At 56.9% G+C, this 12,974-nt stretch carries 9 protein-coding genes and 3 pseudogenes; 3 read left to right on the forward strand and 9 right to left on the reverse strand.

Going from position 1 to position 12,974, the window contains the following annotated elements; genetic code table 11:
• Positions 1-134: 134 nt before the first annotated feature.
• Positions 135-1,223: an IS5 family transposase gene (locus tag ABUH87_RS10805; RefSeq protein ID WP_367767718.1), complete on the reverse strand. Its 1,089-nt coding sequence runs from the start codon at positions 1,221-1,223 to the stop codon at positions 135-137.
• A 61-nt stretch (positions 1,224-1,284) separates the two neighbouring features.
• Between ABUH87_RS10805 and ABUH87_RS10810 the strand changes: the two are divergent.
• Positions 1,285-1,431 (forward strand): annotated as a pseudogene (locus tag ABUH87_RS10810) (IS630 family transposase); the annotation flags it as partial.
• Between the two features lie 150 nt (positions 1,432-1,581).
• Here ABUH87_RS10810 and ABUH87_RS10815 read toward each other — a convergent pair.
• The 7 genes and pseudogenes from ABUH87_RS10815 to ABUH87_RS18415 all read right to left on the reverse strand — a co-directional run.
• Complete coding sequence (locus tag ABUH87_RS10815; protein WP_367773443.1) at positions 1,582-2,457, reverse strand: CpsD/CapB family tyrosine-protein kinase; 876 nt, start codon at positions 2,455-2,457, stop codon at positions 1,582-1,584.
• On the reverse strand, positions 2,457-3,827 hold the full coding sequence (locus ABUH87_RS10820; protein ID WP_367773445.1) for a GNVR domain-containing protein: 1,371 nt from the start codon (positions 3,825-3,827) through the stop codon (positions 2,457-2,459). The genes ABUH87_RS10815 and ABUH87_RS10820 overlap by 1 nt, the downstream gene beginning before the upstream one ends.
• Positions 3,811-4,977 (reverse strand): ATP-binding protein, encoded by a 1,167-nt coding sequence (locus ABUH87_RS10825; protein ID WP_367773448.1) that lies wholly within the window; start codon positions 4,975-4,977, stop codon positions 3,811-3,813. The genes ABUH87_RS10820 and ABUH87_RS10825 overlap by 17 nt, the downstream gene beginning before the upstream one ends.
• A 494-nt stretch (positions 4,978-5,471) precedes the next feature.
• Positions 5,472-6,779 (reverse strand): hypothetical protein, encoded by a 1,308-nt coding sequence (locus ABUH87_RS10830; RefSeq protein WP_367773450.1) that lies wholly within the window; start codon positions 6,777-6,779, stop codon positions 5,472-5,474.
• An 11-nt stretch (positions 6,780-6,790) separates the two neighbouring features.
• A complete protein-coding gene (locus ABUH87_RS10835; RefSeq protein WP_367773452.1) occupies positions 6,791-7,957 on the reverse strand; it encodes an acyltransferase family protein in 1,167 nt (388 codons plus the stop codon).
• 122 nt (positions 7,958-8,079) lie between these two features.
• A complete protein-coding gene (locus tag ABUH87_RS10840) occupies positions 8,080-9,195 on the reverse strand; it encodes a glycosyltransferase family 4 protein (protein WP_367773454.1) in 1,116 nt (371 codons plus the stop codon).
• 439 nt (positions 9,196-9,634) lie between these two features.
• Positions 9,635-10,324: pseudogene (locus ABUH87_RS18415) on the reverse strand (IS5 family transposase); the annotation flags it as partial.
• 118 nt (positions 10,325-10,442) lie between these two features.
• Here ABUH87_RS18415 and ABUH87_RS10855 point away from each other — a divergent pair.
• A complete protein-coding gene (locus ABUH87_RS10855) occupies positions 10,443-11,612 on the forward strand; it encodes a GumK N-terminal domain-containing glycosyltransferase (protein WP_367773460.1) in 1,170 nt (389 codons plus the stop codon).
• On the opposite strand, the pseudogene ABUH87_RS10860 reads toward ABUH87_RS10855, so the two are convergent.
• Positions 11,579-11,704, reverse strand: a pseudogene (locus tag ABUH87_RS10860) (IS630 family transposase); the annotation flags it as partial. The gene ABUH87_RS10855 and the pseudogene ABUH87_RS10860 overlap by 34 nt on opposite strands.
• 66 nt (positions 11,705-11,770) lie before the next feature.
• On the opposite strand from ABUH87_RS10860, the gene ABUH87_RS10865 reads away from it, so the two are divergent.
• Positions 11,771-12,942 (forward strand): IS3 family transposase gene (locus ABUH87_RS10865; RefSeq protein ID WP_367769135.1). Its coding sequence is split into 2 segments (ribosomal slippage): positions 11,771-12,023 and positions 12,023-12,942, totalling 1,173 coding nucleotides; the frame shifts between segments, so codons are not numbered across the junction.
• The last annotated feature ends 32 nt before the right edge of the window (positions 12,943-12,974 follow it).

A 12,974-nucleotide genomic window follows, 5' to 3' on the forward strand; every position in this document is an offset into this window, starting at 1 on the left:
TGGACGCCTCGAAGAACCGCCTATTTTCGGCGTGACGGCGGTATGATGGCGCACGAAGTGCGGCTCGGCACTGTTTCGGGGCGGTAATCTTCTGAATTTCGTGGTGGCTCAAGGCTCGAAGACCGGTTTCGGCATCATGCGGGCGCAATACGCCCCTCGAGCCAGGTGAGACGCTGGAAGTTATAGGCCAGGTTTGCCATCCCGATCTTGATGCGGGCGCGGGCGATGCCGATGGTGCGAACGACGAGCCCCATGCGGTGCTTTTGGCCGGCGAACACGTGCTCGACGGCTGAGCGGACTGCCGACCGCCTCGCATTGGCTCGCGTGATGCGCTTGGGCATGGGCCGGCGGTGCGGCTTGCGCTGATGGATGTTGCTGGTGAACATGCCTTTGGCCAGGAACGCCTCGTTCTTCTTGGAGCGGTAGGCTGTATCGGCCCATACGCCCGACGCCGTGTTGTCAGGGCTGATGAGGACCGGCAGCCTTGCACCATCATGAGCATTGGCGGCGCTGGCATCCCAGGTGCGGATCAGGCCATGCGTGCGGTCGATGCCTATGTGGTTCTTGTAGCCGAACATCGGGATGGCGAGGTCGACCGGCTTGAACGCCTTGGGATCAGCGCCCTCCTTCACCTTGGCTTTGGTGTACTTGACGCTCCAGCGCGCATCGCGGTCCTTCTGGCGGAGCTTGGCAGGCTTGTCCTTCCAGTGCTCGGGGATCCGGCCTTCCTTGATCGCCGCCTTCTCCTCCTGGGTGTTGCGCTGCTTGGGTGCCGGTACAACCGTGGCGTCGATGATCTGCCCGCCCATGGCGAGATAGCCCCGGTCGGTTAGCGCCGCATTGAAGCGGACGAACAGCCGGTCGATCGCCTTGGCTTTGACCAGCCTCTCGCGGAAAAGCCACACCGTCGTCGCGTCGGGCACCGTGCCGTCCAGCCCGAGCCCCAGGAACCGCTGGAACGAGAGCCGGTCCTTGATCTGGAACTCGGTCGCCTCGTCCGACAGCGAATACAGTGCCTGGAGCACCAAGATCTTGAACATCAGGACCGGATCGAACGGCGGCCTGCCCCCCTTGCCGCGGGCGCTCCGCCGCAGCGCCGCCACCAACGGACCGCGGAAAACCTCGAAGTCGACGACGGCCGTAAGCCGTTCAAGCGGATCGCCCGCGGCGCTGAGCGCCTCGTATCGGTCCGAAAGGTCAAAGAAACCCGGCTGTCCCGCCATCATCGCCTCCGCTCTCACGAAAGGCAGTGAATCAGCTCAGGCCGCTATGCGCCAGAGGTTTTTCGAGGCGTCCAACTGGCTGTCGAACCGCATCTTCAAATCCTAAGACGATATCGTCGACCATTGCTGCTTCGCCTGGAAAAAGCTCGTCGAACAACCATGGCGCATCATGTCCATCGGACTGCGCCAATGGGCCCATGGGTTCTGACCAGAGAATCTTGGTATTACTTCTTCATCCTGCTCTTAGCAATTCAAGAGGGCTTCACCGACTGACACGTGTCAGCCAGCTAGCGACTATCGACCCATTGGGACCGGAACTCCCTTCGCAATGGACATGCGACGCCGAAGAACCCTGCCCCTAATCGACAAGCACCGTGCCGAGCACTGTCTGTCCATTAGACTCCAGATGGTTTACCAGTAACCGCAGATCACGCGTATGAGTGACGTTGCGACGCAGCACGACTATCGCAGCATCGAGGCCCTGCGCTGCAGCGACAGCTGTCGCCTCACAGCCTGCATCGACCAGCACCAGACCGAACTCTTCAGCGAACATTTCAACCGCGTTGGCGAGGCGCTGGCGGTCAAACAATTCGGATGCGTTGGGAACGGCAGGGCCGGCAGTAAGCACCGATAGACCCCCGATTGCGGTAGGCTGCTCCAGCCCCCCTTGCTCATTGCCCGCCAGCAAAGTCGCTAAGCCAGCGCGGTTGCGTACACGAAACAGCGCATGCTGGTGCGGATGATCCAGATCGGCATCGATGAGTAGCGTGGTTACGCCCGTCTGCGCGCATGCAACTGAAAGGTTTGCCGCCAAGATTGGCAACTCTGCGGCTGTATCTCGGCCGATCAGCGCTACGCTCCGAACAGGCTGGCCGTTGTGACGCTTCGCGGCCGTCACAGTGCTGCGCAAATGGCGTGCAGTCCGGGCCAGCACGTCTTCAGGGTCAAAGGCGGTTACGACGACAGGGTCGACCCGGTTGTCTTCACCACTCAGCACCGAAAAGCCCTGCTGCTGCTCAATGGCGCGGCGCACTTGATCGTCAGTGGCGAACCCGAGTTCTACTACCGTTTCGCCAAACAGTCGGCCCGTCTGGGCTTGTCTCTTAGCCACTGCTTCCTGTTGTGCGGGATTGAGATCCAGCAACTCGCCAAGGGTGCGACGCCCCCGCACCTGACTAATGCTGCGTACTACGCCGTCCTCACCTTGAGACGTTTGCGTTGACCGGAGCCTCATTACGCAGCCTCCGCCAAAAGCCGGCTCGCCCGCGAGTCTGAGAGGTCAATCGTTGCCAACACTGGCACGCCGGTGATGTCCGCAGTGCCCGCAGCGGTGCGCACGCGCGGTCGCCATAGTTCGAGGCCTAGCGCGACACCGACAGCCAGCAGCACGCCCAAAACCGCTCCCAGCAACAAACGGAGAGGCACGTTCGGGCTGAACGGCAGTAGCGGCGGAAGCGCTGGATCCAGCTGACGCACATTGGTGTCAGGGGCGACGCTCTGCAGTCGCATCGTTTGCAAGCGAGCCGCTACCGCATCGTAAGCGGCCTGTGCGGTATCGACGTCCCGCTGTAAGACGTCGAGCTGCGCATTGTCTGATGACAAGTTCAACATCCTTTGACGCTGCGCGTTTAGTTTCTCACGCAGCTCTGCTTCCGTACTACTGGCTGCATTGCTGGCGACGCGAACTGATCGGGTGCTATTGCCGACTTCCGCAGCCAGCTTGGAGCGTAGCTCAGCCAACTCAGCCTTTGTAGCAATCATATCGGGGTGATTAGGGCCTAAGGCTGTGCTCATTTGGCTGACTTGGGCGGCCTTGCTGGCGATCTGTGCGCGTAATCCCTGCACCACCCCCGACGACTGAACATCGGTCGATTGGGCCGCATTGCTGCCGGCCCGTGCATTGAGCGCAGCGGCTGATGCTTCAGCCGAGGTGAGCTGATTTGACAGTTCGCCCAACCGTGCAATTTCCGCATCCGTAGTTCTGTTGTCAACGATGCCCGTCTCACGTTTGAAGTCGGTGAGGCGCGCCTGGGCTTTCTGCAAATTCTCCCGAACCTCGCTCGTCCGCTCCTGGAACCAGCGTGAATAAGTCCTTGCTGGGTCAGTGTTCAACTTCAGCCGCATATCTAAGTACGACGTAGCAAAGGCGTTTGCCATCGCAGCCGCGAACTGAGGGTCGGTGGACTGATACTGGAGCGTCAGCACACGAGACGCGTTCTCGGAAGCGATCTCCAGATTACCGAGAAGCTGGCGTCCATACCAAGAGTTTACATCACCCGTGCCACCGGTCGCGGCTTCCCATCGCTCGATCACCTCAGGTGTGGCGAGCTGAAGGTTGCGAACCACCTCTCCAGCCACTGCAATGCTTTTGATCACGTCCGATTGCGTGTTCAGCATCGCGCCAACGCCATCTTGCCCCGATGCTTGGGTTCCCTGCACCGGATCCACTGTCGGCTCGTCAAACAAAAGGGTTGACGCAGCCACATATGTCCTGGGTGACAGTGCGATCCAGATCCCCACGAGCGTAAGCACCGCAAGCACAATAAAGAGCTCGAGCCGCCAGCGTGTTTTCAGCGCAGCGATCAGGTCAGAGAGTGGCAGCATTGATTAACCCTCCAAGGCGATCGGCCCGATTAGATGCAATGGCGGCCTCGGCCAAAATGGCGTAGGCAATTAGGAACTGGGGGGCAACGCTGTCGCGAAAAACAAACGATTGGCCGTTTTCCTCGGCTACAAGCGCATCACCGAGCAGTGTAGTGGCATTGCCGACATTGGCTGGCAACCTATCGCCCAGCGCGGCTGCGTGAGCAATACGTTCAATTTCAGGAAGTAGTGCCTCGTGCTCGACGAGCGACACGAAATGCTGAGCGTCCTCGTTGTTCATCGCTGCCCATTGCAGGATTGCAGAGTGGAGTCCGTTACGGGCGTCGCTGTCCGAAACACTCGAAGATCCGCCTGCTAGCGCCGCGATGGCGGCATGTTGACAGAACAATCGCACATGGAAAGGTGAGCCGCACGAGGCCCGAGTAATTACCACGCGGGCATCATCGTTGAACGACAGCCCAGCAGACTTCTCACCAGCATCAATCAATGCTTTTACGCTATCGGACTTGATCCGCCCTAGCGGCACGGCCCGCATATGGCGGCGAAGCGATGGATGGCAGTCGATGACGTCCGCGACATCGTGTGCGATGCCCACCAGCATAAACAGTACGCTTGCCAACGAATCGGACAGAAGCTTCATGGCCGCAGCTATTTCAGCCTTGACTGGAGCTTCGGTGATCCGGTCAAACTCGTCGAAGATAAACACCACCTGGCCTGAAACCCGCTCGGCGACCAGGTCTACAAAGGCTCTTGGTCCAAAGCTTTCAGGCAGCGCGGCCAAGCCATCGCGAAAACTTGAGCGCTCGCCAGGTGCTAGGGCCGTAGCGGGCAACGCATGCAAATAGGGACGGACCAACTCGGCAAAGTTCACACCGGGTTCGCATGCCATGTAGATCACGATCGCGCCCTGCCCATCGGCATGGTCGCCATAAATGCGCACCAGCGATGTCTTGCCCGATCCCCGCGCCCCGTGGATGATCACATGCTGGCCCAGATCGAGGGTCGCTGATAGGAGAACCTCGAGTTCCTTGGATCGCCCGAATAGCTCATCTCGGGTGCGGACCGGATGGGCTGAGTCAAAAGCCCGGGCAACCATCACCCGATTGCGACGGCTACCAACCTCGTCCGGCCCTACTGCCTGAACAGGCAAATCGCGTGGCTCCGCCTCGAGAGGTGGAGCGGGCGTTTCCTTGGGCGGGATAGGATTGTCGAGGAGCAGGGTAGCATCCAGTCGGCGCGGCGCGTGACCGCCCTCCAACCATCGCCCCAGTCCACCTAGCCACTTCCAAAAATTCGATCTGTCCATACGCCTCCGCATCTCGGCCATGTACGGCAACCCTCTGCAGTGCACAATATCAGTGGCTATCCAATGAGGGCAACGAAGTGAGCTCATCGGATGACACGGGGTACACCTTTGTGAGCAAGCAAGTCCTTCGTTCCACTCAATCGAAGGCCTCTACCTCCTACGGGCGTCGTGACTCGAACGGGTGCCAAGACGAGTATGCTCAACCCTCAGTTCAGCAATCATCGTGAGAGCCATATGGGCAAGAGATGAATATCCGTTGAAGAAGCTCGTTTTCAGCTCTCCGTCGCCCGGAAGCCTCCTGCAGCTTAGCTAAAGCGCGACATACACCTTCATCTACCTCAAGACCCCTCGTATTTTTGCCGCCTACTCTCCCAACGGCGCCCTCCTATTGGTCTATTTCCATCAGAGCCCCCCGATGCGAACACCATGTTTCCAACAACCAACCAGAGCAAGGCAGCAGTTTTCATGGTGAAAATGGCGGTGCCGCCGATCATCATCCAGAGATAGGCATAAACAGCCAACCCCCAATGCACTCTGCGCTGCTCAGCCGTGCGATCCGCCGGCACAAAGGTAACATAAGCCCAAAACGCGAGCAGGCCCCAAATGGAACTAGAGACAATTAGGTAGACATATCCGCTATCGTATGAGCGAGCGACCATACCCTGAGAGCCCATCAGGAAGTCTGCGACAGAGAGATTCATGAGATGCGCGACGGTGATCGAGAGGCGCCCTAAGATATCATCCGAGCCGAGCGCGTCGGTTACCGGTCCCACTAAAATAAACGCCATCGCGAGGCAGAACGGCATGATGGCCGCCGTAAGGCGGCCAGAAAAGTATGGGTAAATAAAATATCCGAGTGCGTTTATGGCCAACAGCGCACTTGACGTCCGGGAATTATTACTAAGGATAATAAGAACGATCAACACGGTATGGAGCGATCTATCGAATCTGCCTATATGCGTCCAATTTCCTAACAGGAATATTAGTAACACTGACGCAAATCCCGGCAGAGAAACCTGCTCGAGGAAAATTGATGATGTTCTCGGTCCGCTGAATATACCAAAACTGAAGCGATCTTTGAAGCCGAGGGCATTCGCGAATAAGCCAGTTTCATTTAGGCTGAATTCTTCTATTCCGCGGCTCGCCTGCAAATATAAAGCCGGCTGAAATATTGAAACGTAGGCGGGAAGGTATATTAACTCTATAAGAAGAAATACAAATACAATTAAGGAAATATACCGAAATACAAGACGAACACTGTCTGGCGAGCTCCTATATCCCACCGCGGTGAATGCCGCAATTATCGCCATATTCCGAAAGAAATCAGGGTAGATTGTCTCAAATAACAGAGATGTCAATGTCATTTGGATAGAGGCAAAGAAGATTAGTAAAATTGGGCCCATATCATGTTTACGGCCGCCCGTCAGGACGCATGCCACCAAACACAGTGCCAAGATTCCTGCTTCGGCGACGACTGCCAGGCTGCGGGGCGTCGATATTCCTTGAGCATTAATCGCAGCAAGAATAGCATTATAGGTTGAGGGAAGAATGGCAACGACCCAAAAGCAGGTCGTAAACCTCTGGGCACGCCATGCTTTCAGGCGCGTCCATCTGGAAGCGGGCTCTGCAACAGGAAGACCGTACATGCTATAAATGCCTAATGCTGTGTTAACGCATCATTCGAATTTTTGTTAGAACGAGTTGTTATAAACTTAAACCTCGACAAGGGCCTTTCGACATACTCATGAATTAGGAGCCCGAAAATAGCCGAAACAGCCACGCTGACGGTAACGAATGCGAACGCATTCCAATCAGATCTATCAAGATCTAAAAGGTTCCATGCTGTTCGCAAAGCGCTAATAACGAAGATGTGGCTAAGATAGATGCTGTAAGATGCGTCACCCAACTTTACCAAGATAGGGAAATTTGGAACGGCTGAAAGCCGCTCAAGATTAATTGCCGCAGCAATGGCGAAAAATGCTGGCACACCGAACTTCAGGGCTCGCGGAAAGTCCGGTGAAGACGCTTCAATGTACGCCAGAATTATAAGCGAAAGAAACAGTAACATCCAAGCCCAGGGCACCGAAAGCTTTAGGAAGGGTATGAGGTACGCAGCCAAGAGCACACCCATAAGAAATTCGAAGATAATCGAATTGCCATAGAACGATACAAGGTAGCCCCTATTTCCGCCAACATTTCCGACAACGTATAAGGCAGAAATTAGGAAAGCGATGCCAAATACCCGCCATTTCTTTCTAAGAGGTAAGCACAATGCAAACAATATGTAGAACATCATTTCCATATTTAGCGTCCAACCCGGTATGATAACAGGGCTGATATATGTAGATGTTCCGGGCATCCCTGCAGGATTTGCCCACGGCATGAAGAAAAGCGATGTCAGGAGGTGCGCTATATCAAACTTTGTCGAGCGTAGCAGATGAGGCACAATAATTGCGCACGCTGCCACGGCAAGCGTAAGCACCCAATATAGCGGAACTATGCGCTCTATTCTCTTACCTATAAACTGTCCCATACTAATAGGTGAGTTTCTTGTCGTCACCCACATGATGAATCCACTTAAAACGAAGAATATATCGACGCCAGTTTCGCCAATCTCTGTCATTCCTATAAAGAATACGTGCTTGGCCTGTATTACAGCATGAAAGTATACGACGGACATTGCGGCAACGGCACGTAACCACTGCAAACTTTCAAGTTTGCGAGGAAGACCATCCGATGGATGCATTCGACTTGACTGCGGGTTAATGAACTTTCCCCCTGCACTATGCATTGCGGCTTCTTCTCGCTGTGAAGGGGCACGCACGCGCCATCCTACTGGAGAGTAAGGCCTCTACGGCTCGGGCACCGCAGTTTCCGATATAGGAATTACCAGGGAATTTGGTCATCGGCGGCTCCGATAAGACAGGTGGAGAAGAGCTCCCGCCATCATTCCGCTGCCCCTTCAAGCACGGACCGATATTCAGCGGCAAAGCGGCCTGCAACCCCGGTCCAGCCAAACCTCGCAGCCGCGTAGATAGCTGAGGCGCGCCTGCTAGCGCCTCCCCCCCCTCTGTGAAACTCTTGTATCTCACGAGCCGCTGCAATCGGATCGTTCATATCAGTCAGTAAGCCACAACGAGTGCTTTCCACCAACCGTTGGAAGGGCGGAATGGGCCGAAGAAGGGGAACGAGCCCAGCTGACATGCCCTCCACCACGCTCAGTCCGAAACCTTCGTAACGCGAGGCAGATGCGATATAACTGGCTTGGCCAAGAAGCTGGCGTAATGTACTGTCGTCGGGTCCTACATGGATTTCCACTTGATCTGCCACCCCTTTTGCAGCAGCTGCAGCGCGCAAGTCAGCGGGCGAAAGATCAGAGGGTTGGCCGGCAATAATCAGTCGCCATGGTGCACCGAGTGCCGCCACTAAGGCGATTAAAGCGGGTACATCCTTGTTGACGGAAAAGCGTCCAATGAACATCATAGTGGGGTGCAACTCATGCGCACCTGCGTCGTACCACTTATCGATGTTAACCCCATTCTCAATCGCTATCGTCTGTCGTGGTGCGATCCGTCGAAAGGTCTCGGCATCATTCTCGCTTGAACCAAAAAGGCGCGCGTACGCCCTGGCTGATACACGCGTGATACTGGCAAACCACGCGCGCTTAGCGGTTGAAGCAAAATCAGTATGGAAGAAACCACCATGGGTGGACGCGACCAACGGGCGGCGATGAAGCCGTCGGGTGGCGGCTAGAAAGTCGAAGAAAAAATCGATCCCATGAATATGGACAATGTCAGCATCGCCTAATTCCTTTAGCACACCTGGCGCAATCGGATATCGAGTGGAGCCGCTGAACGGAATGCGCCGGATGGGAATGCCCAGATACTCGCCTTCCGCCGGCAAGCGACAACCCAGATCACCAAATGGTCGATCAAGCGTTACTACCGAGCTCTCTATTTTATGATCACGCTGGAGGTGCAGGGCTAATTGGGCGACCGCATCTTCCAACCCACCAACCGCGGGCGCAAACTGGCGAACGACGTGCCGGACGTGCATAATCATAGCTCGCTCAGGATGCCCACGAGGAGGCAGGACAGCGCACCAACCTCTGGTGCGACGAAAATACGGCTAAAATGCGCGTATTCGGAGATTGTGACCCACATCTAACCCGGCGGAATAGGGGCGGACGAGTCCTGGGGCCGACCCGATATTTGGCGAGCGATAGCGCATGTGAAAACGCAGGGCACGCTGATATTCTCATCATCATCGCGCGAGCCCTCTATCTCCCTTTGCGGTATGCTACCAGCTTAGAAGCGATCCCTATCATTAGGTCAACCAAGCGCCCGCCTTGTTTTGGGCAAAATGTGTCGTTGCCCTCAAATCGAAGTGGCTCGGGTAATCTGAACAGCGGGGATAAGTGGATTGCCGATCTGACAGCGCCCATGGCTGGCCGAGCTCCGCTGCGCTCAGAAACGACGCTGTGCTGAATAGGAGCGACTAAGGCCAAGGTGGCGTCGGCTGCCCTAAAAGGCGAGAAGACGCTGAAGCTCTTGGCGGCTTCGGATCGTTTGATGATCTCGAGGGTCCACTTGCCGATCGGGCGTAGCGCATCCTTCAGCTTGTCGCCGGCATAACCGCCATCGGCGAAGAGGTGACGCAGCCACGGGAAGCGCTGGACGGTTTCGGCGAGCAGTAAGGGGCGCCGCCCCGATCCTGGTTGCAGGCGGTGTGGACGAGGGCGTAGACCAGGTTACCCTTGGTATCGGTCAGGATGTGCCGTTTTGCGCCCTTGATCTTCTTGCCCGCATCATAGCCCCGAGGCCCGCCACTTTCCGTGGTTTTGACGCCCTGACTATCGATCACGCCGGCACTGGACGAAGCGTCGCGGCCACGCGCCTCCCGCGAGGTCATCAGCAGCGCGTAATTGATCGTCTGCCACAGCCCACTGTCGCGCCAGAGACAGAACCAGCGCCGCCGTCGAGACCGGCGGAAACATTCGCCAGGGCAAACCACCACGAAGCAGAGAGAGGTTTGCCTCGAGAGTCCGCTGCATCGGCCACTTGCGCGGCCCCCCGACGGACGACGGCGGCGGGAAGAACGGCTCCAGAACCGCCCATTCGGCATCGGTTAAATCGCTTGGCAAAGCCAAGCCTGTTCGCGCATGAAGGGCTCGAGTGGCGTTGGTCCACATCATTGATCCACGGTAGTTTTTGGCGAAACCCCTGGATCAATGACAGGCTTAGCCGTCAAGCTAAGCTACTGGCGTCACTCACTTAACTTCGGCGCAGACATTAAGAGGTATCGACATAATGGCATCTGCACGCGGTAGAGTCGTGTTCCTCTCGGCGTTTCAGGATTACCGCACCAAAAAGCGCGCCAGTGTACAGCAGGTTGCCGATGGCGTACGTGATCTAGGTTACGATGTGTGGTTCCTGTCGACGCGTTATAGCTGGTTGTCAAAACGAACTGACGACTCTCGTCTCTTTTTAGATCCTGCTTCAAACTCCATTGAAGTCGTGAATGGCATTCACTGCCTCCTATGGAAGACGCCCGTTCATCCCTTTGCGAGCACATCCAACATCCTTAACACCATTATGGGCCGTCTATTTACACCATATGCCGCTTGGCCAAATAGTACTTTCGACTCTATATTGAAATCAGCGGATTATGTCATAATCGAGTCAAGCGTTGCTGCAATATTCCTTCCGCGTGTTCATCGCCTTTCCCCACATGCTCGCATCATTTACTACGCGACAGACCGTCTGGATACGGTTGGAACTCATCCGGTAGTACAACGTAAACTTATCGCCAACGGATCTATGATCCACCATGTCTGTTTAAGAGCACGCCGTATGGCAACAGACTTCGGTTGGGCGGCGGATCGACTCTATTTAGCGGAATTTGGCATCCATCCGGAGGACTTTTCCGATGTTGGTAATGATCCGTATGATGGCCGTCCCGCGGTGGTATCCGTCGGCTCCATGCTATTTGATCGAAGCTTCTTTGAAAACATGCCGCCACTTTTCCCTGAGGTAGATTTCCATGTTATCGGATGCGGAGAGAAATTATCTGGGGCCGATAATCTTTATATTCATGACGAAATGCCTTTCAAAGCCACCCTTCCTTACGTAAAATACGCAAGCGCAGGTGTGGCGCCATACCGCCCCGCACCGGGGGTTGAATATCTTGCTGAGTCGAGCCTTAAATTAGCGCAGTATGAACTGTTCGGGTTACCAGCCATTTGCCCTAACTTCGCAGTAGGGGAAATTGCTAGCCGCTCTGGCTACAATCCTGGTGACGTGGAATCCATGCGCGCCGCACTGACCCGGGCCTTATCCATGGCGGGTACAATTGCACCGCGCCGCTTTCCTACCTGGAAGGATGTCGCCGCGCGAGTGCTACATCCAGAACAATTCCCAAATATCAAAATTAGAGCGGTTTCCACTCATTCTGGGTCATATCCGCATGAGCTGAAGTAGTTGGCGCATTCGTCGGGCTTGAAGATGTCGACGAGCCTGCCGATCAGATCCCACAGGTTCCCAACGGTGCGCTCGCCTGCTTTGCGCAGCACGGTGACCTGACCCCCTGATTTTCCTCCACGCTCGATTAGAGTCCGGTCCATGGAAGGACGGACGAGATGAAGCGTAAGAGGTTTTCAGAAGAGCAGATCATCGGCGTGCTGAAGGAAGCCGAGGCAGGGGCGAAGACCGCAGACCTGGCACGCCGGCACGGGGTGTCGGAAGCGACGATCTACAACTGGAAGTCGAAGTATGGCGGGCTCGAGGTATCCGAGGCTCGGCGGCTGAAGGCACTCGAGGACGAGAACGCGAAGCTCAAGCGGCTGCTGGCCGATGCGATGCTGGACCAGGCTGCGCTGAAGGATCTTCTGTCAAAAAAGTGGTGACGCCCGCCGCCAAGCGGGAAGCTGTGGCTCATCTCCGGGCCTGCCACGGGATGAGCGAGCGGCGGGCGTGCCGTGTCGTTGGTGCCGATCGCAAGGGCGTGCGCTACCGCTCGACGCGGGCCGACGATGCCGAATTGAGAGAGAAGCTGCGCGAGCTGGCGAACCAACGCCGGCGGTTCGGCTATCGCAGGCTGCATATCCTGCTGCGCCGGGAGGGCGTGATGATCAACCGGAAGAAGACCCAGCGGATCTATCGGGAGGAAGGACTGGCTGTCAGGCGGCGGCGCAGCCGCAGACGTGCGATCGGCGCGAGGGCGCCGGCACCGGTTCTGGCCCTGCCGAACCAACGCTGGAGCCTGGACTTCGTGCACGACCAGATGGCGTCGGGCCGGCGGTTCCGTGTGCTCAACGTCGTCGATGACGTGACCAGGGAGTGCCTGGCAGCGGTGCCGGACACGTCGATCTCCGGGCGCCGGGTGGTGCGCGAGCTGACCGAGCTGATCGCGAAGCGTGGCAAGCCGGGGATGATCGTCAGCGATAACGGCACGGAACTGACCTCCAACGCCGTGCTGGCATGGTGCGGGGAAATTGGCGTGGAGTGGCACTACATCGCGCCCGGCAAGCCGATGCAGAACGGCTATGTCGAGAGCTTCAACGGCCGCATGCGCGATGAGCTGCTCAATGAGACGCTCTTCCTCAGCCTCGATCACGCCCGCGCCGAGATCGCCGCGTGGGTGGAAGACTACAACCGGGAGAGGCCGCACTCGGCCCTTGGATACGACACCCCGGCGGCGTTCGCCGCCGAACTGCAACAGCAATGGCCTGCTCCGCTACGCCCTACGGGCTCCGCTGCGCAGCCCATTGCTTCAACCGCGCTCATGCGCAAAACAACCGCCCGGCTCTAATCCCAGCTGGAGGAAAGCTGGGGGTCAGGTCA

It is taken from the genome of Novosphingobium rhizovicinum (assembly GCF_040813635.1).
GTDB lineage: Bacteria > Pseudomonadota > Alphaproteobacteria > Sphingomonadales > Sphingomonadaceae > Novosphingobium > Novosphingobium rhizovicinum.

Bases quoted from the DNA above. Each gene is read 5' to 3' on its own strand.
- ABUH87_RS10805 (WP_367767718.1), bottom strand. From the start codon at position 1,223: ATGGCGGGACAGCCGGGTTTCTTTGACCTTTCGGACCGATACGAGGCG.
- ABUH87_RS10815 (WP_367773443.1), bottom strand. From the start codon at position 2,457: ATGAGGCTCCGGTCAACGCAAACGTCTCAAGGTGAGGACGGCGTAGTA.
- ABUH87_RS10820 (WP_367773445.1), bottom strand. From the start codon at position 3,827: ATGCTGCCACTCTCTGACCTGATCGCTGCGCTGAAAACACGCTGGCGG.
- ABUH87_RS10830 (WP_367773450.1), bottom strand. From the start codon at position 6,779: ATGTACGGTCTTCCTGTTGCAGAGCCCGCTTCCAGATGGACGCGCCTG.
- ABUH87_RS10840 (WP_367773454.1), bottom strand. From the start codon at position 9,195: ATGATTATGCACGTCCGGCACGTCGTTCGCCAGTTTGCGCCCGCGGTT.
- ABUH87_RS10855 (WP_367773460.1), top strand. From the start codon at position 10,443: ATGGCATCTGCACGCGGTAGAGTCGTGTTCCTCTCGGCGTTTCAGGAT.